Source organism: Streptomyces sp. NPDC050504, from assembly GCF_044458065.1.
Lineage (GTDB): Bacteria > Actinomycetota > Actinomycetes > Streptomycetales > Streptomycetaceae > Streptomyces.
The window spans coordinates 338,298-363,784 of the sequence record NZ_JBITHO010000004.1 but is presented as its reverse complement, the minus strand read 5'-3'; the positions used below and the strand labels follow the sequence as shown (position 1 = coordinate 363,784).

At 73.6% G+C, this 25,487-nt stretch carries 23 protein-coding genes; 12 read left to right on the top strand and 11 right to left on the bottom strand.

The features are described 5' to 3' along the window. Positions 1-37 precede the first annotated feature (37 nt). Genes ACIBNE_RS16915 through ACIBNE_RS16905 form a run of 3 tightly spaced genes read left to right on the top strand, consistent with a single transcriptional unit; the run spans position 38 to position 5,186 of the window. On the top strand, positions 38-2,758 hold the full coding sequence (locus ACIBNE_RS16915) for a tetratricopeptide repeat protein (protein WP_399272144.1): 2,721 nt from the start codon (positions 38-40) through the stop codon (positions 2,756-2,758). Then, a complete protein-coding gene (locus ACIBNE_RS16910; RefSeq protein WP_399272142.1) occupies positions 2,755-4,137 on the top strand; it encodes a hypothetical protein in 1,383 nt (460 codons plus the stop codon). Before ACIBNE_RS16915 ends, ACIBNE_RS16910 begins: the two co-directional genes overlap by 4 nt. Then, a complete protein-coding gene (locus ACIBNE_RS16905; RefSeq protein WP_399272141.1) occupies positions 4,122-5,186 on the top strand; it encodes a hypothetical protein in 1,065 nt (354 codons plus the stop codon). The genes ACIBNE_RS16910 and ACIBNE_RS16905 overlap by 16 nt, the downstream gene beginning before the upstream one ends. A gap of 47 nt (positions 5,187-5,233) precedes the next feature. Here the strand turns inward: ACIBNE_RS16905 and ACIBNE_RS16900 are convergent, their stop codons facing one another. Further along, complete coding sequence (locus ACIBNE_RS16900; protein ID WP_399272139.1) at positions 5,234-5,815, bottom strand: TetR/AcrR family transcriptional regulator; 582 nt, start codon at positions 5,813-5,815, stop codon at positions 5,234-5,236. A 285-nt stretch (positions 5,816-6,100) separates the two neighbouring features. Between ACIBNE_RS16900 and ACIBNE_RS16895 the strand changes: the two genes are divergently transcribed. Genes ACIBNE_RS16895 through ACIBNE_RS16885 form a run of 3 tightly spaced genes read left to right on the top strand, consistent with a single transcriptional unit; the run spans position 6,101 to position 9,113 of the window. Continuing rightward, positions 6,101-7,363, top strand: a complete 1,263-nt coding sequence (locus ACIBNE_RS16895; RefSeq protein ID WP_399272137.1) for an ABC transporter substrate-binding protein — start codon at positions 6,101-6,103, stop codon at positions 7,361-7,363. Then, the gene (locus ACIBNE_RS16890) at positions 7,360-8,310 is read left to right on the top strand and encodes a carbohydrate ABC transporter permease (RefSeq protein ID WP_399272135.1); all 951 of its coding nucleotides are present in this window, start codon (positions 7,360-7,362) and stop codon (positions 8,308-8,310) included. Before ACIBNE_RS16895 ends, ACIBNE_RS16890 begins: the two co-directional genes overlap by 4 nt. Then, a complete protein-coding gene (locus ACIBNE_RS16885; RefSeq protein ID WP_399272133.1) occupies positions 8,310-9,113 on the top strand; it encodes a carbohydrate ABC transporter permease in 804 nt (267 codons plus the stop codon). Before ACIBNE_RS16890 ends, ACIBNE_RS16885 begins: the two co-directional genes overlap by 1 nt. Before the next feature lie 3 nt (positions 9,114-9,116). Here ACIBNE_RS16885 and ACIBNE_RS16880 read toward each other — a convergent pair whose 3' ends face one another. Further along, positions 9,117-10,085, bottom strand: a complete 969-nt coding sequence (locus tag ACIBNE_RS16880) for an LLM class flavin-dependent oxidoreductase (RefSeq protein ID WP_399272132.1) — start codon at positions 10,083-10,085, stop codon at positions 9,117-9,119. Positions 10,086-10,210: 125 nt separating this feature from the next. Here ACIBNE_RS16880 and ACIBNE_RS16875 point away from each other — a divergent pair, with 125 nt between their 5' ends. Further along, the gene (locus tag ACIBNE_RS16875) at positions 10,211-11,110 is read left to right on the top strand and encodes a dihydrodipicolinate synthase family protein (RefSeq protein ID WP_399272130.1); all 900 of its coding nucleotides are present in this window, start codon (positions 10,211-10,213) and stop codon (positions 11,108-11,110) included. A 184-nt stretch (positions 11,111-11,294) separates the two neighbouring features. On the opposite strand, the gene ACIBNE_RS16870 is transcribed toward ACIBNE_RS16875, so the two are convergent. The 5 genes from ACIBNE_RS16870 to ACIBNE_RS16850 form a co-directional block, all read right to left on the bottom strand. After that, positions 11,295-12,812, bottom strand: coding sequence for a methyltransferase (locus tag ACIBNE_RS16870; RefSeq protein ID WP_399272128.1), 1,518 nt, complete (start codon positions 12,810-12,812; stop codon positions 11,295-11,297). A gap of 317 nt (positions 12,813-13,129) precedes the next feature. Then, positions 13,130-13,603, bottom strand: coding sequence for a protein-tyrosine phosphatase family protein (locus ACIBNE_RS16865; protein WP_399272127.1), 474 nt, complete (start codon positions 13,601-13,603; stop codon positions 13,130-13,132). A 4-nt stretch (positions 13,604-13,607) separates the two neighbouring features. Next, positions 13,608-14,360 (bottom strand): amidohydrolase family protein, encoded by a 753-nt coding sequence (locus ACIBNE_RS16860; protein ID WP_399272125.1) that lies wholly within the window; start codon positions 14,358-14,360, stop codon positions 13,608-13,610. Beyond that, the gene (locus tag ACIBNE_RS16855) at positions 14,360-15,139 is read right to left on the bottom strand and encodes a hypothetical protein (protein ID WP_399272123.1); all 780 of its coding nucleotides are present in this window, start codon (positions 15,137-15,139) and stop codon (positions 14,360-14,362) included. Before ACIBNE_RS16855 ends, ACIBNE_RS16860 begins: the two co-directional genes overlap by 1 nt. Beyond that, positions 15,136-16,263 (bottom strand): DegT/DnrJ/EryC1/StrS family aminotransferase, encoded by a 1,128-nt coding sequence (locus ACIBNE_RS16850; RefSeq protein WP_399272121.1) that lies wholly within the window; start codon positions 16,261-16,263, stop codon positions 15,136-15,138. The genes ACIBNE_RS16855 and ACIBNE_RS16850 overlap by 4 nt, the downstream gene beginning before the upstream one ends. A 160-nt stretch (positions 16,264-16,423) precedes the next feature. Between ACIBNE_RS16850 and ACIBNE_RS16845 the strand changes: the two genes are divergently transcribed. The 4 genes from ACIBNE_RS16845 (at position 16,424) to ACIBNE_RS16830 (ending at position 20,937) form a co-directional block, all read left to right on the top strand. After that, positions 16,424-17,650, top strand: a complete 1,227-nt coding sequence (locus ACIBNE_RS16845; RefSeq protein ID WP_399272119.1) for a hypothetical protein — start codon at positions 16,424-16,426, stop codon at positions 17,648-17,650. 169 nt (positions 17,651-17,819) lie between these two features. Then, entirely contained in the window at positions 17,820-18,899 is a 1,080-nt protein-coding gene (locus tag ACIBNE_RS16840) for a mandelate racemase/muconate lactonizing enzyme family protein (RefSeq protein WP_399272117.1), read from the top strand. 134 nt (positions 18,900-19,033) lie between these two features. Continuing rightward, the gene (locus tag ACIBNE_RS16835) at positions 19,034-20,305 is read left to right on the top strand and encodes a sensor domain-containing protein (protein WP_399272115.1); all 1,272 of its coding nucleotides are present in this window, start codon (positions 19,034-19,036) and stop codon (positions 20,303-20,305) included. Continuing rightward, positions 20,305-20,937, top strand: a complete 633-nt coding sequence (locus ACIBNE_RS16830) for a response regulator (RefSeq protein WP_399272949.1) — start codon at positions 20,305-20,307, stop codon at positions 20,935-20,937. Before ACIBNE_RS16835 ends, ACIBNE_RS16830 begins: the two co-directional genes overlap by 1 nt. A gap of 8 nt (positions 20,938-20,945) precedes the next feature. Here ACIBNE_RS16830 and ACIBNE_RS16825 read toward each other — a convergent pair whose 3' ends face one another. Continuing rightward, a complete protein-coding gene (locus ACIBNE_RS16825; RefSeq protein ID WP_399272113.1) occupies positions 20,946-21,635 on the bottom strand; it encodes an FMN-dependent NADH-azoreductase in 690 nt (229 codons plus the stop codon). A 114-nt stretch (positions 21,636-21,749) separates the two neighbouring features. Between ACIBNE_RS16825 and ACIBNE_RS16820 the strand changes: the two genes are divergently transcribed. After that, positions 21,750-22,937 (top strand): LysR family transcriptional regulator, encoded by a 1,188-nt coding sequence (locus ACIBNE_RS16820; protein WP_399272111.1) that lies wholly within the window; start codon positions 21,750-21,752, stop codon positions 22,935-22,937. Between the two features lie 139 nt (positions 22,938-23,076). Here the strand turns inward: ACIBNE_RS16820 and pheA are convergent, their stop codons facing one another. From pheA to ACIBNE_RS16805, 3 genes are read right to left on the bottom strand one after another with little or no spacing between them, the layout of a single operon-like run. Continuing rightward, on the bottom strand, positions 23,077-24,030 hold the full coding sequence (gene pheA / locus ACIBNE_RS16815) for a prephenate dehydratase (RefSeq protein WP_399272109.1): 954 nt from the start codon (positions 24,028-24,030) through the stop codon (positions 23,077-23,079). Then, a complete protein-coding gene (locus ACIBNE_RS16810) occupies positions 24,027-24,491 on the bottom strand; it encodes a nuclear transport factor 2 family protein (RefSeq protein ID WP_399272107.1) in 465 nt (154 codons plus the stop codon). Before ACIBNE_RS16810 ends, pheA begins: the two co-directional genes overlap by 4 nt. A gap of 22 nt (positions 24,492-24,513) precedes the next feature. Beyond that, positions 24,514-25,467 carry an NAD-dependent epimerase/dehydratase family protein gene (locus ACIBNE_RS16805; protein WP_399272105.1) on the bottom strand — a complete coding sequence of 318 codons (954 nt, stop codon included), beginning with the start codon at positions 25,465-25,467 and terminating at the stop codon, positions 24,514-24,516. Between the last annotated feature and the right edge of the window lie 20 nt (positions 25,468-25,487).

The following is a 25,487-nucleotide window of genomic DNA, read 5'->3' as shown; positions in this document are numbered from 1 at the left end:
GGTGCAGCCAACAAGGTGCAGCCAACGGGGGGCCGGTATGGCGCTACTTCCGCATCGAGGGACGACGGGACAACAGCCCGAACCACCGGAACTGGACGACGACTCCGTCCTGCGGGACGTCCTCCACGAGGCGAGCCGCCTCGTGGGACACGGCACGGCGGTCGTCGTGCTCCACGGCCCGCCGGGCATCGGCAAGTTCACCCGCGCCAACCGCGCCGCCCTCCAGCTGCGCAGGCAACTCGGCGCGGTGCTCATGGAGTTGCGGCCGGGCCGCACGCCCAGCGGCGCCGCCAACGAGTTCCGCGAGCTGCTGTCCATGCTGGGCGCCCGCGCCCTGCTCCCGCTGGAGATGGACGCCGACCACCTCAGCGAGGAGTACGCCAAGGTCACCGAGCGGGTGAAGACCGTCCTGCTGCTGGACGACGTCGCCGACTGGGACCAGGTCCAGCCGCTCCTGCCCGCGGGCAGCGACGGACTGGTCATCGCCACCAGCCTCGCCCCCTGCCCGGAGACCCTGGGCCTGGCGGCGGGGAAGGTCGTCAACATCCCCGTCGAGGGCCCGGACCTGACCGGCTGCGTCGAGGCGTTCCGGGAGGCCGCGGGCGCCCGCGGCGGACGCCCCTCGCGGGACATGGTCGTCTCCGTCGTCGAGCAGTGCTTCCGCAGCCCGCTCGCCATCCAGCTGACCGGCGCGCTCTACGCCCACCACACCGGCCTCGCCGTCCCCGACCTGGTCAAGGAGTTGCGCAGACGCCTCAGCGAGCGCAAGCGCCTCCCGCTCGGCAACCACCCCGCCGACGCCGACCTGCTCCTGTGGGCCGTGCTCGACTGGGCCTGCGAGGACCTGCTGGAGCCCGAGCACCGCGGCCTGCTGGAAGTGCTCTCGCTGCCCGAGACCTCCACGGTCGGCGTGCACACGGCGGCCGAGCTGTTCCACCGCAAGGCCGGGGCGTACGGCCCGGAGCGCGTCGAGCAGGTCGCCGCACTGCTCCGGGACCTCGCCGACCGCTACTTCCTGGAGCTCCAGGGCCGCGACCGCTTCCGCATCTCCTCCGCCGTACGGCAGTTCGCCGCGTACCGCCTCTCCCACCCGCCGGACGCCGACGAGCCCGGCAGCAAGGTCGCGCCGCTGATCCTGCGCGCCGCCTACTGCCGCCTCACCCTGGCCGCCAGGCCCGCGGTCGACGGGCACCTCGAACCGCTGCCGCCCTTCGCCGACTCCGACTCCGCGCTCGGCTGGCTCGCCGAGGAGAAGGGCGCCGTCATCCGCGCCCTCCAGATCGCCGAGCGCGTCGACCCGGGCATCACGCTCGACGTCATCAAGGCGCTGTGCACCTTCTTCGTCACCACCGGCGACCTCAACAGCCTCTCCATGCTGGAGGACGTCGTCGACAAGGAGAGCACGGGCCGCAGGATCCCCCTCGGCGAGAACGGCCTGCTGCGCTCGGTGCGCTGCGCCATCGACATGGCGGTCGGCATCGGCGCCCGCAGGGACGGCCAGCTCACGGCCTCGTACGAGCAACTGCGCGCCGTCCGGGAGAGATACGCCGAGGACAACAACGGCTTCGACGAGGCGTGGGCGCTGCGCCACATCGGCGTCACGCTGCACTACATGGGCGACTTCGCGCCCGCCATGCGCTACCTGCGCCGCGCCCGCGACCAGCTCGCCCCGCTCGACCACCTCGGCAACCCCGAGGCGCAGGTCCGCATGGCGTGGGTGCTGCACGGCCTCGGCGCGCTCTACGCGGACGTCGGCGCCTTCGACGAGGCCAGACGGATCCTCGACCGCAGCCTCGAACTCCACCAGCTGCACCGCGGCGTGCGCGGCAGGTCCTGGGCCCAGCTGGTGCTCGCCTCCTGCTGCACCAAGGCCGACGACGACCCGTCCGTCGCGCTCGGCCTGCTCACCCGGGCGGCCGAGGGCTTCGAGCAGACCGGCGACCAGGCGGGCCTCGCCTGGGTGCGGCTGGAGAACGCGCGCAGCCAGATGGCGCTCGGCCGCCTCGACAAGGCACGCAGGGAACTGCGCGAGGCGCTGGACGTCCTGGAGCCGTCCCAGGAGGGCGAAGGCGAGACGGCCCGCCCCGGCGCGCCGCACGTGTGGATCGACCGGCGCGCCCTGGCCTGGACCCGCTTCGAGTACGCCCGCTGTCTGCGGCACCCGTACGAGGTGGACCTGCGCGCCGCGGAACTGGCGGCCGCGCGGCGGCTGTTCGAGGAAATCGGTGACCGCTACGGCGCGCGCTGCGCCGCCGCGGAACAGTCGGGGCGGACGGAACGGCCCCGCAGGAGCGAAGTGACCGTACCCGAGGAGGACGAGGAGTCCGACGGAGGAGAAGGAGAAGACATGCCGAACCACCAGGTCGACCCGGTCTGTGAATCCCGCTGCTACATCGAGGCCAGTGTGCTCGGCGACGTGCCGGTCGTGCTGGAACAGCCCTACCGAATACGTCTGGACGTCCAACTGGACCAGGACCTGGTGGAAGCGCTGGAGACCGGGAGCGAGAAGGACGGACAGCTCAAGCTCCTCACCATGGCGCCCTACGCCAAGATCGACCCGCCCGTGCAGATGCTCCAGCCGGTGGGCTCGCAGTGGCCCCTCACCGCCGACATCGAGCTCGAATCCCAGCTGACCGGCCCGCAGCACCTGCGGTTCGTGCTGATCACGGCCGCCAACGACACCGTCCTGCAGGACGTGCGCTGCCAGGTGGAGGTCTGCCGCGTCGAGCCGGCGGTGGCGGAGGTCGCGGAGCCATGACCCCGCCGGACAAGCTCCCCGGCAGGCGCACCCCGCTGAGGGGCACCGCCGACGCGGACAACAGCGCGGGCGACCTCACCAGGAAGTACTTCTCGTCCAAGGGTCCCGAGCGCGACATCAGCCTGTGGATCCAGTTCCGCCCCGAGCGCGACGCGCTCGACTTCAGCCTCCAGGGCATCGGCCTGCGCCACGGCAACTCCCTGCACGCACAGGCGCCCCGCGCCCGCGAACTCATGCGGGACATGCACGAGTTGCGCCGCGAGTGGGAGAACGCGATCCACGACCACTACCGGCCCGGCCCGGACGGGCGGCAGTCCTGGCAGCCCTTCTTCAACGAGACCGACTTCCGCGGCGCCGCCTGGGACCCCTCCAAGGAACTGCTGCCCGCGATGGCCGCGTACGGCCGCGACGCCTTCAACACCCTGTTCAGCAGCGAGCGCGGAGCGCTGGAGTCCAAGGACATGACGGCCCTGCGCGACTTCTTCCTGCACATGCTCACCACGTCGGCCGACGAGTCCGGCTGCTGTCTGATCACGATCAGGCCCGACCGGTTCTACGCGCCGTGGCCGCTGCTGTGCGTGCCGCCGCCGGGCGTCGACCCGGACGGGGTGCCCGACAAGGAGTGGTTCCTGGGCTACCGCCACCAGATCGAGGTCCGCACCTCGCAGCACGACAACCTGCCGGTGGAACTGCGCGTCGGGCGTGGCGCCAGGCCGTCCGTCGCGGCGATCGTGGACCGGCTGCTGGACGACGACATGCCCCTCGACCGGCGCACGGGCCGACGCACGTCCTGCGTCGAACCGGTGCTCACCGCCGCCCGCGAGGTCCCCTCCGACGTCGACGAGTACGAGACGCCGGACGCGGTCAGGCGGCTGCTGCGGCAGGGCGCGCCCGGCGTGCACCTGCTCTACCTGGGCTGCCACTGCGAGTACGACGCCGAGGCCGGGCCCCTGCTGCACCTGGGGCGCAGTCCGCGCGGCGGCACCGGGCGCGGGACGCTGGGCCGCGTCCAGGCCGAGCAGTGGGCCGCCGACGCGGGGCAGCCGATGCTGGCGGTGCTCAACTCCTGCCGGGGCGGCCTCGCCCACCGCGAACTGGACCGCGGCTTCGTCGAATCGCTGCGCGCCAAGGGCTGGTTCAGCGCGCTGGCGGCGCCCGAGACGGAGATCCCGATCCGCTTCCTGGGGGAGTACGGCCGCCGGTTCCTGGAGGAGTTCCTGGGCCGCGACGGCCGCGCCGCCAAGGACGTGGGGACCGTGGTGCGGCTGCTGGCACGGGAGTTCATGGACGAGCAGCACAACCCGCTGGGCCTGTTGTACTGCGTGCACCGCAACCTGGAGACCCACCTGTGCCGGGAGGACCTGTGCCCGGCCGCCTGAGGCCGGGGAGCGGTCGCAGGGGGCGCGGGAACAAGGGCTCCGCGCCGCCGCCGGGCCCCGCGCCGGACGTCGTCCCCATCGACCTGGACGCGCGCGGACGGCTGCTGGACCCGCGCACGGGCGAACCGGTCCCGGTGGACCGCGTCCCCGCCGTGCTCGGCCGTACGGTGCCCGTCGCGCCGCACGTCACCGACATCGTGCTCTTCGCGCACGGCTGGAACACCCGGCGCGGCCGGGCCACGAAGAACGCCGGGGCGCTCATCGTCCACGCCGAGCGACTCCTCGCCGCGCGGCCGCGGGCGTACCCGGCGCTGCCGGCCGAGCCGCGCAGCAGGCTCTACCTCGTGCTGCGCTGGCCCTCCGCCAGCAGCCCGCTGCGCCGCGGCTACCGCAGGATCCGCGACCGGGCGCACGCGCTGAGCACCGAGGGCAACGCCGCGCACGTCCTGGCCGCGCTGCTGGGCTACCTCAACCACCCCACGGACGGGCGGATCCTCCCCAGGGGCGCGACGGCGCGCAGCTCGGGCGGGCAGTACCTCACCTGCGTGGGGCACTCCTTCGGCGGCCGGGTGCTGTGCCAGGCGATCCAGGAGAGCTCGCGCGCGGGGACCGCGGGACCCGTGCGGGCCGATCCGCGCTACCCGTACACCGTGGACAACCTGCTGGTGTTCCAGATGGCGGCCCTGCCCGGTTCGTTCGCCCCCGAGGGGGTGTTCCGCACGCTGCTCACCGCGGCGCCGGTCAGCGGGCCGGTGACGCTCACGACGTCGCACGCCGACCGGGCCACGGGCGTGTGGCACTGGCTGGCGGAGCGCACGGGCGGCATCGGCACGGTGGGCGTGCGCGGCGCGGTGGTGGAGCCCGCGCGGACGGTGCTGCACGGGACGGAGGCGCCGTACGAGGGCAAGGAGCTGGGCCACGTCCTGGTGGAGGTGGACGCGGGGTGGCGGTTCCGGGGGCGCTGGTGGACCCCGGCGGGCGGCCACTCGGACATCCGCCACCCGGAGTCGGCGCACCTGCTGCTGAGCCTGATGGACTTCAGCCGCTGAGGCGGGCCCGGCGCGCGGGAGGGGCCCGGCGGGCTCGGGAGGGGGCCTCAGCTCTGCCCCGTCTCCCGCACCGGCCGCAGCAGGGTGTTCAGCACCGCCCTCATGTACTCCGTGCGGGCCCGGCCCGTCGGCAGCGCCTGCGGCACCGCGTGGGTCAACTGGTCGTGCCCGAGGTGCGCGCAGTACGCGAACAGGCCGCGCTCCTGCGCCTCGCTGGGCGAGAACCCCAGGTCCTCGAAGAGCTGTGAGGTGTAGGCGATCCGGCGCTCCGTGACCCGGTGCAGCACCGCCGCGACCACCGGGTGCTTCGCCGACGCGAGCAGCGCTATTTCCAGCCGGTCCTCGGCGGCCGAGGCCGTCGCCCGGTCCAGCAGCCTGTGCAGCCGCAGCTCCGGGTCGGGCTCGGCCTCCACGAAGGCGATGATCTCCTCCGTGCAGATCTCCTCCCAGCGCTTCAGCGCGGCCTCGACCAGCGCGTCGCGGTTGGGGAAGTGCCAGTAGAAGCTGCCCTTGGTCGCGCCGAGCCGGGCGGCGAGGGGTTCGACGGCCACTCCCGCGATGCCGCGCTCCGAGATCGCGGCGAGGGCCGCGTCCGCCCAGTCCTGCGAGGTCAACGTTCTGCGTACCATGGCCGTACGGTACCGTATGGAGGCACATTCAGGCCATGGGGAATCATACGAAGACGCGCCACGCGCCCCCACCCCCGGTGTGCCGCGAGCATCGCCCCCCGGTCTCGACCGGCCGTGCGGAGAAGCGTCAAAGGGCCCTGGAAACCGGCGATGTGACGAGACGTCAGGGTCGGCGCGAGTCGATTCCCCGGGCATTGACAGGCAAAAACAGCGGGGCTACTTTCGGGCCAGGCCGAAACGGCGGCCGGGTGCCGACTCCCTTTCCGAGGCCCTGCGGAGGCCCCCATGAAGTCAGGTGTCAAGCGCGCCACCGTCCCCCTCGCACTCCTGGCCGCCACCGCCCTCGTCACCGCCGGATGCGGCGGCGACGGCGGATCGGGAGGGAAGAAGGTCACCGTCTGGATGTATCCGGTGATCATGGACCCCAAGGCCAACTCCGCCTACTGGGACGGCGTGGAGAAGGCGTTCGAGAAGGCCGAGTCGGGCGTCGACCTCGACGTCGAACTGCTCCCCTGGGAGAACCGCGACCAGAAGCTCGCGACCGCCTTCGGCAGCGGCAAGGGACCCGACGTCGTGCTGCTTGGCCCCGACCAGATCCCGCAGTTCCAGGCGAACGGCGCGCTGCGCCCCGTCGACGGCGCCATCGAGGACGTCAGGGCCAAGTACCGCCCCGCCGCGCTCGAAGCGATGACCAGGGACGGCAAGGTCTACTCGGCGCCGATCTACCACACCGTCACCAGCACCCTCTACAACAAGAAGCTCCTGACCGCCGCGGGCATCGACGAGCCGCCCGCCACCTGGGACGAACTCAAGGCGGCCGCGCCCAAGTTGAAGGCACGGGGCGTCGCGGTCCTGGACTACTCCGCGTCCAACGAGGCCTCGCTCAACATGAGCTGGTACCCGCTGCTGTGGCAGGCAGGCGGCAGCGTCTTCACCGACGACGGAAAGAAGACCGCGTTCGCGGGCCCCGCCGGGGTCGCGGCCCTCACCTTCCTCGTCGACCTCTACAAGGCGGGCTCGGTGCCCCGCTCGGCGCTCACCAACGCCAACCTCTTCACCGACCACCCCATGGGCAGGCAGCAGGCCGCCGTGAGCCACACCGCGACCCCCGCCGACGCCGCCCTCGCCGCCACCGCCTGGGGCAAGGAGAACGTCGTCGTCGGCGCCCCGCTCACCGGCCCCGGGGCGCAGGTCTCCTTCGGCATCCCCGGCGGCCTGGGCATCAACGCCAGGACCGATAACCCTGAGGGAGCGGAGAAGTTCATCGCCTTCATGACCGGTCCCCGGCAGATCGAGTCCCTCGGCAGGGCGGGCGGCTTCTTCTCGCCGCGCACGGACGTCACGGTGCCGAACTCCAGCCCGTACGCCAAGCAGTTCGAAGCGGCCCTCGCGTATACCAGGCCCGGCGAACCAGCCCCAGCGGCACGGCAGTTGATGTCGCTGATCGCCCCCGAGATCCAGGCCGCGCTCACCGGCAAGAAGAGCCCGGAGGACGCCCTGAAGGCGGCGGCGAAGGCGGGCGACGACCTGCTGGCGCGGCAGCGTTGACCGAGACCGCACGGGGCGGGGCGCGGCGCACCCGGCCCGCGGGCGGGCGGGCGGCGCGGGAGGGGAACGCGGGCGGCCGGGCGGCGCGGCGCAGGGAGGCCAGGACCGGGCTGCTCTTCGTCGCCCCGATGCTCCTGCTCTTCCTGGTCTTCCGCTTCGGCCCCACCCTCGGCGCCGCCCTCCTCTCCCTCACCGACTACCGCATCAACGGCGAGTGGACCTTCATCGGCGCCGAGAACTACACCCGCCTCCTGGACGACGACCTCTTCTGGGAGAGCCTCGGCGTCACCGCCGCGTACACCGCCGTCTTCGTCCCCATGACCGTCGGCCTCTCCATGGCAACCGCCCTGCTGCTGCACCGCGCGCTCTGGCTGCGCGGCTTCTTCCGGGGCCTGTTCTTCCTCCCGTACGTCACCAGCGTCGTCCTCGCGGCCGTCATCTGGAAGTGGATCTACGAGGTCGAGGACGGCCTGCTCAACACCGCGCTCGGCGCCCTGTCCCTGGGCCCCGTCGACTTCCTCGGCGACGAGGACCTGGTCCTGCCGTCCGTCGCCGCCGCCTCCGCCTGGCGCGGCTTCGGCTACTCCATGCTGATCCTGCTCGCCGGACTCCAGTCGATCCCGCGCGAGACCAGCGAGGCCGCCACCCTCGACGGCGTCGGCCCCTGGCAGCGCTTCCGCTGGATCACCCTGCCGCTGCTGCGGCCCGTCCTCTTCTTCGTCCTGGTCATCGAGGCCATCCAGGCCTTCCAGGTCTTCGACGCGGTGTACGTGATGACGGCGGGCGGCCCGGTCCGCGCCAGCTACTCGCTCGTCTACTTCGTCTACGACTCCGGGTTCAAGTTCTTCGACTTCGGCTACGCGAGCGCCGCGGGCATCGTCCTCTTCCTGGTGGTCCTGGTCTTCTCACTGGTCCAGCGGCGGCTGCTGGGCGGGGACGAGGACTGATGGGGCGCCTGCGACTGCCCGTGCTGCTCCTCCTGGTCGCGTTCGTCACGGCCGCGCCCTTCGTCGCCATGGTGCTGGTCGCCTTCGCGCCGCCCGGCGGGCAGACCCTGCCGGGCGCCTTCGACCTGACCCGCGCCACCTGGCGGAACTTCTCCGACGTCCTCGACAGCGCCGACATCGGCCGCTGGGTGGTCAACTCCCTGGTCTACTCGCTCGTTTCGGTCGTGCTGATCCTGCTCTTCGCCTCCATGGCCGGGTACGCCTTCGCCAAGAAGCGCTTCCCCGGGCGCGAGGTGATGTTCTGGGCGTTCCTGGCGACGCTGATGGTCCCCTTCCAGGCCACGCTGATCCCGTACTACGTCCTGGTCTCCGAGCTGGGCGGCGTGGACACCTACTGGGGCCTGATCGTGCCGACCCTCGCCAACTCCCAAGCGGTTTTCCTGATGCGGCAGTTCATCGTGGGGCTGCCCGACGAGCTGTTCGAGGCCGCGAAGATCGACGGGGCGTCGGAGTGGCGGATCTACACGACGGTCGTGCTGCCGCTGATCCGCCCGGTCCTCGCCACGCTCGGCGTGTTCGTGTTCCTCTGGCACTGGAACGACTTCCTGTGGCCGCTGGTCATCGGCCAGTCCGAGGAGATGCGCACGCTGACGGTGGGGCTGGCGACCCTGGAGGGCGAGAACGTGCCGGTCAACCAGGTGATGGCCGGGGCGACCATCACCGTACTGCCGTGCCTGCTGGTCTTCGGGCTGCTCCAGCGGTACCTGACGGACTCGATCGCGACGTCGGGCCTCAAGGGGTAGGGGTCATCCGGCGAGCGCCCCGAACGCCTCGATGGCGCGCAGCGCGTCCGCCTGCCCCATGCCCGGCGGCTGCACCCGAAGGACGACGCCGTCCGCGCCCGACTCCGCGTAGTGCGCGAGCCGTTCGGCGCACCGGGCGTGCGAGCCGATGACGCCGCGGGCCGCGATGTCGTCCCACTCCTGGGCGTAGCGCGCGGCGTCGGGCGAGGTGCGCTTCCAGTCGCCGTACGCGTCGTACAGGCTCCGCAGCGGGGCCTGGAGCGCGGCGCGGGCCGCCTGCGAGGTGTCCGCCGCGTACCCCTCGCGGCACACGATCACCTCGCGGCCCAGCGAGCGCGGGCCGCCGGGGAGCGCGCGGTACTCCGCGATCTTCTCCGACAGCTCCCGGTCCGTCTCGTTGAACGAGGTCGTCCAGCCGTCGCAGAGCAGCGCGGTGCGGCGCAGCGTCGCGGAGACCCGGCCGCCGTTCCAGATCCGGGGGCGCGGGGCCTGTACGGGGCGCGGGCTGAGGAACGCGGACTCCACGCTCGTCCAGCGGCCTTCGTACGTCACCTCGTCCTCGGTCCACAGCCTGGTCACCAGCTCCAGGCACTCCTCGAAGCGCGGCACCCGCTCCTTGGCGTGCGTGCCGTACAGCGCGAACTCCTCGGGCCGGTAGCCCAGGACGAACCCCGCGGTCAGCCGCCCGCCGGACAGCACGTCGAGGTGCGCCAGCGTCTCCGCGAGGTGGACCGGCTGGTGGACGGGGGCGATGAGCCCGGCCGTCGCGAGGCCGATGCGCTCGGTGTGCGCGGCGAGGTACGCGAGGGAGGTCAACGCCTCGTGGTAGCCGGGGCGGTGCAGCCGGCGCTCGCCGACGACCGCCCAGGCGAACCCGGCCCGCTCCGCGAGCCGCACCTGCTCCACGGCGTCGGCGAGGCGCGGGCGCTCGCCGTCCGCGGCGTAGAGATTGACGTACAGCCCAAGCCGCATGGCCTCAACCCCCCTGATGGCGAAGCGAATTGCCGCCCTCTGGCGCCCTCTGTCGTCCTTTACGGTCCGGGCCGCAAAGGCTAGCGTGTCCGCGACGTCCGGGACAGACGGGATGGGGTGCCCACATGGCCGCGACCGCCGAGCTGGTGCGGAGGCTGCGCGGGACGGTGCTCCCCGCGGTGCTGACCCCGATGTCGGAGCAGGGGGCCGTGGACTTCGACGCGTTGCGGGGGTACGCGGCGCGCATCGCGGCCGAGCCGATCGGCGGGGTCGCCGTCTGGGCGCACACGGGCAGGGGCCTGCACCTCTCGCCGGAGGACCGGCGGCTGGTCCTGGAGATCTGGCGGGCGGCGGTCGACGGGGCGGTGGTGGCGGGCGCGGGCGTCCCGAAGTCCCTGACGCAGCGCGGGGATTGGTCGGCTGCCGAGGCGGCCGACGCGACGGTCGCGATGGGCGTCGCGGCGGCGGAGGGCGGGGCGGACGCGGTGATGGTCTATCCGCTGCCGGGGCTCTCCGAGCCGGAGACCGTACGCCTCCACGAGCGCGTCGCGGCCGCTTCGGGGCTGCCGGTGCTCGGGTTCTTCCTGCACGCGGAGGCGGGGGGCTGCCGCTATTCGCCCGAGCTGATCGCGGCGCTGCTCGCGCTGCCCGGGTGCGCCGGGGTGAAGCTCGCGACGCTGGACCGGGCGGTGGACTGCCAGGACGCGATCAGGGCGGCGACCGGCACGGGGAAGCTGGTGGTCACGGGGGAGGACCGGATGTTCGGCCCGTCCCTGATGTGGGGCGCGGACACGGCACTGGTGGGGATCGCGGCGGCGCGGGTGGGGCTGACGACGGCGGTGCTCGACGCGTGGCGGGCGGGGGAGTACGCGGAGTTCGTCCGCGCGTCGGACCGCCTCGACCGGTTCGCGCGGGAGACGTTCGTGGCGCCGATCGAGGGGTACGTGGGGCGGATGCTGCGGGCGGCGGCGGAGGAGGGCCTGATCCCGGAGGCGTCGGCACACGACCCGTACGGCCCGGGGTAGCGGTGTGCGCGGCGCGTGCGGACCTGCGGGTGCGGGGTGGGAGACCCCGCCCGCGCGGCGGAGCCGCGCACCGGCACGGCCCCGCGCCCCTTTCGGGGGCGCGGGGAACCGCGCGGGAGCGGGGCACGCGCACACCGTGCCCACGAACCCCGAGCGGGCTCGCCACCCCCTGCTCGCAGCCGGTCTACTTGTAGCCGATCACCACCGACACCGGCCCCTCCAGGGGCCGCGCCGCGCATCCCTGGAACCCCGCCTCCCGCATCCACTCCACGCAGTCCGCCCCGCTGTAGTCGAAGCCCCCCGGGCTCTCCAGCAGCATGTGCAGACTCGTCAGCAGCCCGAACGCGTTCGTCCTGCGCTCGTCGTCGATCATCGACTCGTACACCACCACCGCACCCCCCGGCGGCAGCGCCGCATGCGCCTTGGCGAGCAGCATCCGCTTGGTCTCCAGGTCCCAGTCGTGCAGGATCCGGCCGAAGACGATGACGTCGGCGCGCGGCAGCGGGTCGGTGTGGAAGTTGCCCGGCACGAAGGAGGCCCGGTCGGCCAGCCCGTGGTGCGCGCTGTGCTCCGCGAAGGTCGGGCCGACCTGCGGCAGGTCGAAGCCGACCCCGGTGAGGTGCGGGTTCTCGCGCAGGACGGTGCTCAGCAGGATCCCCTCCGAGCAGCCGACGTCCGCGACCACCAGGTGCCGCTCCCAGGGGAACGTCCGCGCCAGCGCCCCCGCCGCCGCCATCGAACCGCCGGTCATCGCCTTCTGGAAGCGCCGGGTCAGCTCAGGGTCGGCGTACAGCGCGGCGAACGGATCGCCCCCGTCCCCGCCGAGGTTGTTCTGCGGCTCCCCGGTGCGCAGCGCGGTGGTGAGGCGGCCCCAGGAGGCGTACCACTTCTCGCCCGCCATCTCCAGGAGGCCGCCGATGTAGCTGTCCTTCGCCGGGTCGAGGAACATCTCGGCGTCGGGGGTGTTGCGGTACACCCCGTCCTCGCGCTCCAGGATCCCGAGCGCGACCTGGCTGTCGAAGAAGTCGCGGGCGCCGCGCTCGTGCAGTCCGAGCCTGGCCGCGAGGGTCGCCGCGTCGGCGGGGGCGCCGGACAGGGCCTCGTACACCCCGAGCTCCAGCGCGCTCAGCAGCACCTTGGCGGGCCAGAAGCCCAGCCCCAGCTGGATGAACCGGTCCGGGTCCGGCGCCTTGGCGCGCCGGCCGCGGCGCAGGGCGGACGACGAGGTGACGGCGCGCAGCGCACCCCGTACGGGCTCGGTGTCGAAGCGCTCCTCGAAGCGGCCGATCTGCCCGTCGGAGATCTTCCACAGGTGGGTGAAGGGCACGGTGCGGGCCTGCCCGCCCGGCGCGCGGACGTGGCGGGTGCCGAGCACCAGCACACCGTTGTCCGGGGTCTCGACGAACTGCTCGGGCACCGCGCGGAACTCGTCGAACACCCGCGGCACGCGGTCGAGGAAGAGCCGGGCGCCCGCGGGGCCGATCCGGGTGCCGCCGAGGCCGTACGGAGAGAGCCCTTCCGGCTGGATCCATTCGGCGGCGGGCGCGAGCATCGCGAGGAGCTGTTCCGTCTCGCCTTCGGCCAGGAGCTTGTAACAGAGCCTGACCAGCTCGGTGTTCGGAGTGGTGGAGAGCGAGGAAGCCCCGGCGGACGGGGCGAGGGGGTGACCTGAGGGCTGCAGAAGCACATGGCCGAAACTCATGCGCCGTACGCTATGTCGCTCCTCGGGGCCCGTCGTGGGCCCACGGCATCGTTGGCATTCTGCTGCCACTGAAGTCCCAGAGACATCACGAGTCACATGAGTTGCAGCGACATATCGGACGGGACGCCGAAGAAAATCAGGCAACTTCCGGCTCACTGTGCGAGAAAATGCAACCGTGGAGCCGCATTCGCTTCTATGACGGTGTATGGGGCACGCGGATCTCGGGGTCCACCCTGAGGCGGCCTCGGGGCGGACCCTGAAATCCGGTCGCCACGGGGCCCGTTGGCGGGTGCGCCCCGCCCGTCGGGCGCGGGCCCTCAGGCCGTGAAGCGCCGCACGTACCTCTTCTGCCAGGGCGTCTCCACCGCGTGCCGGTCGTAGCGGGCCCGTACGTACGCCACCGCCTCGGCCGGCGGTACCCCGTCCAGCACCGCGAGACAGGCCAGCGCCGTCCCCGTGCGCCCGCGCCCGCCGCCGCAGCCCACTTCGACCCGCTCGACGGCCGACCGCTCCCACACCTCGCGCAGCACCTCGCGCGCCTCGTCCCGGTCGCCGGGCAGCCGGAAGTCCGGCCAGCGCAGCCACCGCACCTCCCAGTCAGCACCGTCAAGCGGCACGCGCCCGCCGAGGAGTTGGACGGTCAGCGCGGGCAGCGGCCCGGCCGGGAGGGGCTTGCGCAGCCCCCGGCCGCGCACCAGCCGCCCGGAGGGCAGCTCCAGGACGCCGGGCGCGCCGGGCTGCCAGGTGCCGGGCGCCCCGGCGTGCGAATCGGCGTTCGACTGTTCGGCCATCCCGTCACGCTACCGGCGTGATCGCCTCCCCGAGGCCGAACAGTTCGGCGGCGTTGCGCCACAGCACCCGCTCCAGCTCGTCGGGGGCGAACCTGGCGTCCCTGATCACCCCGAGCGAGACGCACGGGTCGATCAGGCTGGCGTCCGTGCCGAAGAGGATCTGCCCGATGTCCACGCCCGCCCCGCGCGCGTACGCGATCCGGCCCGCGTTCGTCAGCGTGCGGCAGTGCTCCAGGTAGAGGCGGTCGCAGGCGGCCGCCGCGTGCGCCGCCTCCTGCCACGCCTCGCCGCCCGCGTGCCCCATGATCACCCGCAGTCCCGGGCGCGCCTCCAGCATTCCCGGCAGCCGCTCCACCTCGCGCCCCCAGGTGTGCAGCAGCAGCGGCACCCCGGCCTCCGCGACCAGGTCGAACGCCTCGGCCATCTGGCGCGTGCCGGGCAGCCGTCCGGGGTACGCGGTGTGGATCTTCGCGCCCACGAACCTGCCCGTCGCCAGGCACCGCTTGAGGTCGTCCGCGCTCTCCTCGATGCGGTTCGGGTTCACCACCGCGTACCCGTACAGCCTCGGATGGCGCTCCAGGTCCGCGCGCAGCGCCTCGTTGCCCGCGACCGCGTCGAACACCACGCCCTCGGACGCCGACACCAGCTGGAGGTCGATGCCGTACTTGTCCATCTGCGCGACGTTGACCTCGGCGCCCCCCGTGGAGAGGTGGAACTGCCAGCGGCCCACGTGCGCGTGCACGTCGATGATCGGCATCAGCCCAGCAGCTCCTCTACGTTCCCGCCCGCGATCGCGGTCCTGGCCGCGTCGTCGATCGCCGCGTACCGCAGCCGCAGCGTCTGCGGCGAGATGTCCATGAACGGCGTGCGCGAGCCGAAGACCAGGTGCCGCGCGCCCACCGAGTCCACCACCCGCTCGATCGAGTCGGGGCCCGACAGCATCCGCGTGGTGACCATGAAGCCCGGTTCCTCGCGCGCCAGCAGCAGGAAGTCCGCCAGGTAGTACGCGTGCAGGTCGAGGAAGACCACCTTCGCGCCGCGCCCCGCGAGCACCGGGCCGTACAGCCGCGGATCGCCGTCCTGGAGCAGGACGAAGCCCCGCGCGACCGCCTGCGCGACGACGTGCCGGTAGCCGGGGAAGCCGGGCTGCGCGGTCTGCTCGACGGTGAACAGGCGCAGGAACCGCACCCCGGCACCGGCCAGTTCGTCGAGGCGGTCCTCGGCGGTCAGCGCGTCGCGCACGTCGACCGTGCCGACCGGCAGCAGCTCCGGGCAGTCCGCGAGGTCCCGCAGCGTCTCGGCGTTGCCCGCCGCGTCGTCGAAGAGCGCGCCGCGCGTGGACAGCGCGAGGCCCCCGGCGACCGGCGAGCGGTCGAGGCGCGAACGGACCTGCCGGAGCGTCGAGTCGTGCGGATGGCGCGGCCAGGGTCCGTACAGCACGTCGACGTCCCAGGCGACGTGCTCCTCGGGGGCGGGGTGCAGCCATTCGTACGAGGAAGGGTGCGCGGCGGGCGCGTCGGGCGCGGTGCTGGTCATCGGGCGGAAGCCTCCCGGAGTGTCGCGGCGATGTGATCGACGTCGTCCTTGGTGTATGCCTCGTTCCACGGCAGCACAAGCAGGGTGTGCGCGATCAACCGCTCCGCACGGGGGCACGGGCCGCCGCGCGCGATGCCCCCGAGCGCCGGGTTGGCGTACAGCGGGCGCTCCAGGTAGCCGCCGACCGCCCCGATCCCGGCGGCCCGCAGCGGCCCCGTCCAGCGCGCGTGCTCCGCCACCAGCAGCGGGAACGTCCACCACGCGTGCCCCACCGGACTCCCCGCCGGCTCCGCGCCCGCGATCCCGTCCAGCGCGGCGAGCAACTGCCGGGCGCGCGCCCTGCGCACCCGTACGACCTCCGCGACCTTGCCGAGCTGGGCCCGCGCGACGGCCGCGACCAGCTCCGGCATCCGGTAGTTGAGCCCCGGCTCGCGGTGCACCCGCCCCTCGGTCCTGTCCCACCCCTTGTCCATGAACAGCCGCATGCGGCGCGCCAGTCCGGGATCCCGGGTCAGCGTCAGACCGCCGTCGCCCGCCGTGATGTGCTTGTACTGCTGAAGGCTCAGACAGGCGATGTCGCCGACCGTGCCCAGCAGCCGCCCCTCGGCGTCCTCGCCGAGCCACGCCTGCGCGCAGTCCTCGATCAGTACGAGGCCGTGCGCGTCGCACACCTCCCTCAGGCGCCGCGCCCCGGCGTCCGCGCCGAACAGATGGACCACGATCACCGCCCTGGTGCGCCCGGTGACCGCGGCGGCCACCGCGTCGGCGTCCAGGTTGCCGTCCTTCGCGCGCACGTCCGCGAAGACCGGGTGCGCGCCCTGCGCGACGACCGGGGCGACCGTGCCGAAGTCCGAGATCGGCGTCGTGATCACCTCGTCGCCCGGACCCACCCCGGCGGCGGCGACCGCGAGGTGCACGGCGGCCGTGCCCGAACTGCACGCCACGGCCTCGCCCCCGCCGTACAGCGCGGCCAGCTCGCGCTCCAGCGCACGGGCCTCCCCGCCGAAGGCGCTGCACAGCACGCCAGACTCCAACACCCTCAGGACGGCGGCCCGTTCCTCCTCGCCCAAGGTGCGTCCGCGCGGTTCGAGAACTGTCGGCAGCGGCATTTCCCGTTCGGGCATCGGGGCACTATCCTCTCGGCGACGGACGGTTGCGGCCTGGGCCGAAAGTAGGCCGCGGGGCCATGGGCGTCAATGCGGCGGAGCGGGCGGTACGAGCCCTTCCCGCGTCGGCCCGCCCCGGGAGACCGAGTGCCCGGCACACGAGAACGGAGAGCGGCCGATGCCTCTCAGGGTCGGCGTGATAGGCCCCGAAGACCTGGTCGACAAGGTGATCGCGGTCGGCGGCGGCGCGGGCCCGGCCCGGCTGCTGCCCTTCCCCTACCGGCACGAGGACGAGACCGCCGACGTCCTGGAGCGCTCCCGCCGGGTGAGCGACGCCGTGCTGTTCACCGGCGTCGTCCCGCACACCATCGCCACCGGGAAGGGCGCGCTCGACCGGCCCGCGATGTACGTCCCGTACAACGGGGCGACCCTGCTGCGCGCCCTGGTCGAACTGCTGCGCCTGGGCCACGACATCTCCCGCATCTCCATCGACACGCTGCGCCGCGACGAGGTCATGGAGACCCTGACGGAGGCCAAGCTCCCCACCGAACACGTCCACGTCCTGCCCTACCGGCCGGGACTGACCTCGCAGGACCTGGTCGACTTCCACCTCGGGGCGCGCGACGGCAAGCAGTCCAGGGTCGCCGTCACCTGCCTCGGCTCCGCCTTCCACGTGCTGGAGCAGCAGACCCACGCCGTGCGCCTCGCCCCGTCCCGGCACTCCATCCTGGCCACGCTCAGGGCGCTGGTCCTCACGGCGGCCGGGCAGCGCAGCGGCGACGCGCAGGTGGCGCTCGGCATCGTCGACCTGCCGGGCCCCGACGACGCGCTCGCCGCGGACCTCGCCGAGCTGGGCGGCAGCCTCGCCCGGCTCTCCGACGGGCGGCGGCTGGTGGTGACCACGCGCGGCATGCTGGAGCGGGTCACCGAGCGGTTCACCGTGCTGCCCCTGTTGGAGGGGCCCGCCGCCCGGCACCGCACGGTCCACGTCGGGTTCGGCCTCGGGCGCACGGCCGCCGAGGCGGAGGCGCTGGCCAGGCGCGCGGTCAACAGGGCGCGGGCGGTGGGGGAGGTGGCCGGGGTCGTCTCGCTGGGCGACGACGTCGACATGGTCCTGGCGCGGACGGCGGGCGCGGGCCCGGACGTCGGCACCGAGAGCACCGAGGTGCTGGCGCGCCGCGCGGGGATCGACCCGCGGACCCTGGACCGGCTGCGCGAACTGGCGGGCGAGCGGCCGGAAGAGGGCCTGACCGCGCTCCGCGTCGCGGAGCACCTGCGGGTGCAGCAGCGCACCGCGCGGCGCATCCTCAAGCGGCTGGAGCGCGCGGGGGTCGCGGTGGCGACGAGCGACAGGCAGGAAGGCAGGACGGGACGCCCGCCGATCGTCTACCGCATGAAGGTCTGACGCGGCCGGGGGCATTGCGGCCGGGTCCGAAAGGCGTGTGGGGCCACGGAGGGCGTGTGTGGCCCCGAAGGCGTGTGCGGTCACGAACGGCGTGTGCGGCCACGGAAGGCGTGCGGTCACCGAACGCGTGCGGTCACGGACGCGTGCGACAACGGAAGGCAGGCGCAGCATGAAGATCCAGTCGATCCACACCCGGGTGGTGCGGGCCCGCTACCGCCGCCCCTTCGTCATCTCCAGCGGCGTCAGCCCCGAACTCATCAGCCTCGTCGTGGAGTTGCGCACGGAGGACGGGGCGTCCGGCTTCGGCGAGGCGTCCCCGATGACCGCCTACACCGGAGAGACGCTCGCCGGGGTCGAGGCCGCCGTCACCGGGCACGCGGGCCCCGTGCTCATCGGCCGCGACGCCCGCGACATCGCGGGGGCGCACGCCGCGATGGACACGGCGATCAGAGGACAGCACCTCGCGAAGGCCGCGCTCGACCTCGCGCTGCACGACCTCGTGGCGCGCTCGGCCGGCTGGAGCGTCAGCCACCTCATCGGCGGGCCCGTGCGGACCCGGGTGCCCACGGCCTGGGTGGTGGGCCTCGGCACGCTGCCCGAAATGGCCGAGGAGGCCGCGCGGTACGCGGAGCGGGGCTTCGGGCACATCAAGGTCAAGGGCGGCGCGGACCCGGCGCGGGACGTGGAACTGGTCAGGGCGGTGCGCAAGGCGGTCCCCGCGGCGGTCGAGCTGTCGCTCGACGCGAACGAGGGGTACGCGCCGGGGGTCGCCGAGCACGTGTGCGCGCGGCTCGCGGACGAGGGGCTCGACCTGATCGAACAGCCCCTTCCGCGCTGGGACCTGCCGGGCCTCTCCGCGATCCGGGGGCGCGGGGGGCTGCGGGTCGTCGCGGACGAGTCGGTGCAGTCCCTGCACGACGCGCTGGAGGTCGTACGGCGGGGCGCGGCGGACGTCCTCAACATCAAGATCCTGAAGCTCGGGGGGCTGCACAGGGCCCGGCAGGCCGCGGCGGTCGCGGAGGCGGCGGGGGTGGCGGTCAAGGTGGGCACCATGCCGGAGCTGGGCGTGGCGACGCTCGCGGCGGTGCACCTCGCCGCCGCGCTGCCGGGGGCCGGGGTGGCGCCTGACCTGGTGGGCCCGCTCCTGGTCGAACACGACCCGCTCGCCGCGGGGGCGTTCGCGGGGGTGGAGGAGCGGGGCTGGATCCCGGTCCCGGCGGGCACGGGCCTGGGCCACGGCCTGAGCTGAGGCGGCGCCCCCCGTCCAACGGGACCCCACCCCGTACAAAGCACCCCGCCCCCGCGAAAGGTAGGGCCAGGCATACCCCCGCCCTCCGGACAGACGGATGGCCCCCGCGCGCCCGCCCTCCGTACCGTTCCCCCATGCCCCGCCCCCGCTCCCGTCCGCGCCCCCACCGCGCCGCCGCCTACCTCCTCACCTCCACCCCCCTGGGCGCCCTCACCCTCCTCACCCTCCTGACCACCGCCCTCCTCGGCACCGCCCTCGCCGTGCTCCTCGTCGGCCTCCCGCTCCTCGCCCTCCTCGCGTTCAGCGGCATCCCGCTCGCGGCGGTCGAGCGGCGCAGACTGCGCCTCGTCGACGACCGCCCCGCCCCGACCCCGCACCGCACGCCCCCCGCCCCCGGCCTCGTCGCCTGGGCGCGCACCCGGGCGCGCGAGCCCGCCACCTGGCGGGAACTCGGCTTCGCCGTCGCCTTCGCGACCGTCCTGTGGCCCCTGGACCTCATCGCCGCGACCCTCGCGCTCCTCGTCCCGCTCGCCCTGGTCGCCACCCCCGTCCTGCTGGCCGCCGTCGGCGAGGACCGGGGGATACGGATCCTCAAGTCCCCCTGGGTCGCCGACACCTGGCCCGAGGCCGCCGCCGCTGCCGCCGCGGGACTCGCCCTCCTCGCCGCGGGCGCCTGCGCGCTGACCTTCGTCGCGGCGGGCCGCGCCCGCCTCACCCGGTACCTCCTCGTCCCGGCCGACGCCGAACTGGCCCGCCGCGTCACGGAACTGACCCGCTCCCGGGTCCGCCTCGTCGACGCCTTCGAGGCCGAACGCCGCCGCATCGAGCGCGACCTGCACGACGGCGCCCAACAGCGCCTGGTCGCGCTGACGATGACGCTCGGTCTGGCCCGCCTCGACGCGCCCCCCGGCCCCCTCGCGGACCGGCTGGCCACCGCCCACGACGAGGCGGGCCGCGTCCTGGCGGAACTGCGCGAACTGATCAGGGGCATCCACCCCAGGGTCCTCGTCGACTACGGCCTGCCCGCCGCCGTCGCCGACGCGGCCGACCGCTCGCCCGTCCCGGTGGACGTCACGCTCGACCTGACCGGGCGCCTGCCCGAACCCGTCGAGACCGCCGCGTACTTCGTGGTCAGCGAGGCGCTGGCGAACATCGCCAGGCACAGCGGCGCCGAACGCGCCGAGATCACCGGCGGGCACGCGGACGGCCGCCTCGTGCTCGACGTGCGCGACGACGGCGCGGGCGGCGCCGACCCGGCGGGCGGCAGCGGCCTCACGGGGCTCGCGGACCGGATCTCCGTACTCGATGGCAGACTCTCCCTCACCAGCCCGCCGGGCGGCCCGACCCTGCTTCGTGTGGAGATTCCGTGCACAGCGCTGTCCCCGTCCCCGAACCGCTGCGCGTAGTGCTCGCCGAGGACGGCGTCCTGCTGCGCGAGGGCCTGATCGGGCTCCTCGCCCGCTTCGGCCACGAGGTCGTCGCCGCGGTCGGCGACGCGGACGCCCTGCTCGCGGCCGTCGCCGAACACGCCCCCGACGTCGTCGTCACCGACGTCCGCATGCCGCCCGGCTTCCAGGACGAGGGCCTGCACGCGGCGGTGCGCCTCAGGGAGCGCACCCCGGGACTCCCCGTCCTCGTCCTCTCCCAGTACGTCCAGCGCAGCTACGCGGGCGAACTCCTCGACTCGGGCGACGGATCGGGCGTCGGCTACCTCCTCAAGGACCGCGTCGGCCAGGTCGAGGAGTTCGAGGCGGCGCTGCGGGAGGTCGCGGGCGGCGGCACGGTCGTCGACCCGGAGGTCGTACGCCAACTGCTGCGCCGCAGGCGCGATCCGCTGGAGCGGCTGACGGCGCGCGAACGCGAGGTCCTGGCCCTCGTCGCGGAGGGCAGGTCCAACGCGGCCGTCGCGGCGCGGCTCGTGGTGTCCGAGGCGGCGGTGGGCAAGCACATCGGCAACATCCTGGGCAAACTGGACCTGCCGCCCGAGAGCGGCACCCACCGCAGGGTCCTCGCGGTCCTGACCTACCTCAGGTCCTGAACCTCCCCCTACCGCACCGCTTCCTGCTCCCGCTGCGCGGCCTCGCGCGCCCCCTCGAAGGCCTGCTTCAACGACACCGCGGCCAGCTCGCGGAACTGCGAAAGCCGCTCCACGTGCGCCGACTTCGTCAGCTCGGCGTGCAGGAAAGTGAGATCGTCGGCGAGACCGACCATTTCGAAGGCCGCCTTCAGATACGGTTCCTGGAAGTCCGAGGCCCGCCGGGGCGCGTCGGGGCCGTAGGCGCCGCCGCGCGCGCTCACCACCACCACGCGCTTTCCGGACAACTCGCCCCTGCCCGACTCGAAGTCGACGACCAGTGGCGGGATCGCCACCCGGTCGAACCAGGCCTTGAACGCGGAAGGTACGGAGAAGTTGTACATGGGCAGCCCAATAACGATCACATCTGCCGCGAGAACCTCCTCGATCAGCGGCCAGCTGATGTCCCAGCTGGCCTTTTCCTCGGGAGTCAGCGCCGCATCCCGGGCCGTCACCAGATCACGAACTCCCTCGCTTTCGAGACGCGTCATGATTTCGACCTGGGCGCCGTCGATGTGGGGGACCGGGTTCGCCGCGAGATCACGGTGAATGTACGACCCATCCGGGTTCCCGGCGAACCAGGCTCCGGCGAATTCCGCGGAGAGCTGCCGGGAGATGGAGTTGTTGCGGGCGCTGGAATCGAGGTGGAGCAAGGTGGGCACGGGTGAATTCCCCTCAATCACTGAAGCGGTCGCTCCATTGAAGTCCGAGACGGCCCTCCGTGTCCCGTATGTTGGCGTGACGGTTGCAGACACCATGCGTTAGGGAGGCTGACGGTGCTCGACGTACGCAAGTTGGTGCTGCTCCGGGAACTGGAGGCGCACGGCTCGATCGCGGCAGCGGCGCAGGCCCTCAACTACACGCGCTCGGCCGTCTCCCAGCAGCTCTCCGCCCTGGAGGCGGAGACCGGCGTCGACCTGCTGGACCGCGGCAGCCGCCACGCGGGGCTCACCGCCGCCGGAAAACTGCTGGTGGAGCACACCGAGCGGATACTCGCCGGCCTGGAGGCCGCCGAGTCCGCGCTGCTCGCCACGACCGGCAGGGTCACCGGTGAGCTACGGGTCGGCCTGCCGTTCCACGAGGGGCCCGCGCTCTTCGTACCCGCCCTGACGCGCGTCCGCGCGGCCTACCCCGACCTGCGCATCACCTTCCACGGGGTGTCGGCGGCCGAGGGCAGGCAGTCGGTCAGGCTCGGCAGGCTCGACGTGGTGATGTCGGCCCGCTTCGACCAGGTCCCCGAAGAGCCCGTGCCCGAGCTCTACGAGGAGCCGGTCATCATCGACCGCATCCGGCTCGCCGTACCGCCCGACGACCCGGCCGCCGCGCTCACCCGCCCGCCCGCGCTCTGCGAGTTCTCCGACCGTTCCTGGATCCTCGCGCCCGAGTCCGGCCTCGGCAGGCTCGCGCTGCACGCCTGCGCCGCGGCCGGGTTCACCCCCGACAGGGTGGCCGACATCGGCGACGTCCAGGCCGTCTTCGGCCTCGTCTCGCTCGGCTGGGGCGTCGCGCTGGTGCCCGACCTGGTGCCCGACAGACCCGGCTACCCGGTCGTCAGGATCGCCCTGGCCGGTGCTCCGCTGATCCGCCGGGTCTCCATCGTGGCCCGCAGGGGCGCGCTGGCGAACCCGGCCGTGGCGACCGTACTGACCGCGGTCCGCTCGGTCGCCGCGGAACTCGCGGTGAACCGGCCGGACATCATGGCGCCGGGCAGGGCGGACGCGTCGCCCGGCGCGGGCGCGCGCGGGCGCGTGCGGCGGGGCGGCCCCGTCGAGGTCGACGCCCCGTCGCACGGGAGGCGGCGGCAGGCGGGGTGCGGGGACGGCGCCGACGGGGTGCCAGGAGCGCGGGACACCTGGCAGCCGTGGCAGCCCTGGCACACACAGCCCGGGTTGTACGGCCCCGACGGCCCGATCGGCCTCAACCGCCCCGACGACCGCTACGGTCCCGAACACCACACGGAGTGACGCTGCCCGGGGGCGCCGTTTCCGCCTGCGGCGGGGGCGAGCCCGCCCGGGGTTCGTGGGCACGTGCGGCGCGTGCCCCGCTCCCGCGCGGTTCCCCGCGCCCCCGGAAGGAGCGCGGGACCACCCCCCTCCTGCCCGCTCAGCGCATCCCCGCCCCCACGAGCACGCGCCCTGCCTCCGCCCCCGCCCCCGCGAGGCCCGCGTCCGGACCGACAGGGCCCCCGCGCGGCCCGACCCGCGGATAGCTCCCGAGGAACCGCACCGACGCCCCCGTGCCCGAGAGCTCGCTCATCGCGGCCCACACGTGCGGGTCCTCGATGTGACCGGCCACGTCGATGAAGAAGCGGTAGCTGCCCAGCCGGTCACCGGTCGGCCAGGACTGGATCCACGTCAGGCTCACCCCGTGCGCGGAGAACACCGACAGCACGCCGACCAGCGCCCCGGGCCCGTCCGCCCCCGGCGTCAGCACCAGCGAGGTGCGGTCGTGCCCGGTGCGCTCGGGCGGCAGCCAGGCCGGGCGCACCGAGACGAAGCGCGTCACGGCCTCCGCCCGCTGGCCGATGCCGCTCGCCAGGATCCGCAGCCCGTACAGCTCGGCGGCGAGCGGCGCGGCGATCGCCGCCGTACGCCCAGCGACGCCCCCCGAACCCCCGGCCCCCCGGTTCCCCGAGAGCCCCGCCACCTCCAGGGCCGCCCCTGCGGTCGACCCGGTGGCGGCGGTCACGGCCCCCGGCAGCCGCTCGGCGAGCCAGGGCGCGCACTGTGCGAGCGCGTGCGGATGGCTCAGCACCCGCTCGACGTCGTCCAGCTCCACGCCCTCCGGCGCCATCAGCGCGAACGTGACCGGCACCTCGGCCTCGGCGGTGATGTGCAGCCCCGTCGAGACGAGCTGGTCGAGCGTCGCGGGCACCACCCCCTTGACGGAGTTCTCCACCGGCACCACCGCGGCCTGGCACGCCCCGCTGCGCACGGCGTCCAGCGTCTGGGGCACGGTGGGGAAGGGCCGGCTCGGCACGGCGGCCGACGGCGGCGACAGGGTGCGCAGCGCGGCCTGGGTGAAGGTGCCCGCGGGTCCGAGGTAGGCGTAGCTCATGGCCTGCCGGTCTCGATCAGCTCGGCGAACACGACCGTGTCGAAGATGTCCTCCATGCGGACGGCCCTGCCGCCGCGCACGGTCCAGGAGTGCACGAAGTCCAGCGTCTCGGTGTGCCCGCCGAGCGAGGTGACCTGGCGGACGCCGAACACCACGACCCGCTCGCCCGACGGCAGGAACTCCCGCGGCTCCAGGCGCATCCCGCCGAGCACGGTCGGCACGTGCGCCAGGAACTCCTTGACGCCCGCGTGCCCGTGCTTGGTGCCGCCGAGGCCGTACCGCGCCATCCCCCGCGGGTGCACCCACTCCACCGCGGGGTCGAGGGCCGCGAGCAGCCCCTCCACGTCGCGGTCGCGGAAGGCGCGGTAGGCGGCTCTGATCACGTCGAGGCTGTCGGCACTCGCGTCGCCCGTGCCGCCCGCGTCGCGCGTGCCGCCGGTGTTGTCCGTGTGCTGCGTCATGACTGTTCCTCCGTACCTTTCCTCAGTGTCCGGCGGGCCCGGCGGTGGCGGCCTGCTTGAGGTGCTCCGGGTGCAGCGCCTGGAGCGTGCGCCTGATGCCGTCGCGCCAGTCCACCTCGCAGGGGCCGGTCAGCTCGCGGCGCAGCGTCGGGTCGAACTGGTACGTCTCGCGGGTCACCTCGCTCTCCACGAGGTTCGGCGTGATGCCGGTCAGCTCCGCCATGTGCCGTACGCAGTCGGTCATGCCGACCGACTCGTCGCCGCCCCAGTTGACCAGCGTCGTGCCGGGCGTCGCCGCGTCCCACAGCTTCGGCACCTGGGCCACCAGGTCGCTGGTGTGGAGGAGCGAGGACCAGTTCTGCCGGCCGCCGGTCGGCACGGGGATGGCCTCGCCCGCCAGCATCCGCTTGAAGTACAGCATCGGGACGCCGCCGTAGCTGCCGGGGCCGTACGCGATGTTGAGCCGCGCGATCGTGGTGGGCAGCCCGTGGATCCGGGCGAAGGCGCGCACCGCACCCTCGGTGGCGATCTTGCCCACCGGGTAGGCGGGCAGCCAGTCGGCGACCCCGTCGACCGGGTCGGACTCGGTGTACTTGTGCTCCAGGGTCTGCCGCTTGTAGACGGCACCCGTGGAGACGTAAAGAAACGATTCGGCGGTCCGGCAGTGGGTCATGAGGCGGCCCGCGGCGACCGAGTTGACCTCGATGGCGGCGTTGAAGTCGCCGTCCTCGCCGCGCCGCACGGCCGAGTGCACGACGTGGGTGAAGTCCTCCGGGAGCCCCTTGAGGGAGTCGCCCGACAGGTCGTCCATGTCCCAGCGCCAGGTGGTGATGCCCCGCCCGGCGAGCTCCCGCTCGACGCCCGGCGTGCCGAACCTGCCCAGGCACCAGACCTCGTTGTCGGCGGCCAGTGCCTCCGCCACCGGGCGGGCGACCTGCCCCGTGCCGCCGGTGATCAGTATCTTCTTGCCCTTCACAGCTCTTCCCCCTTGTTGTT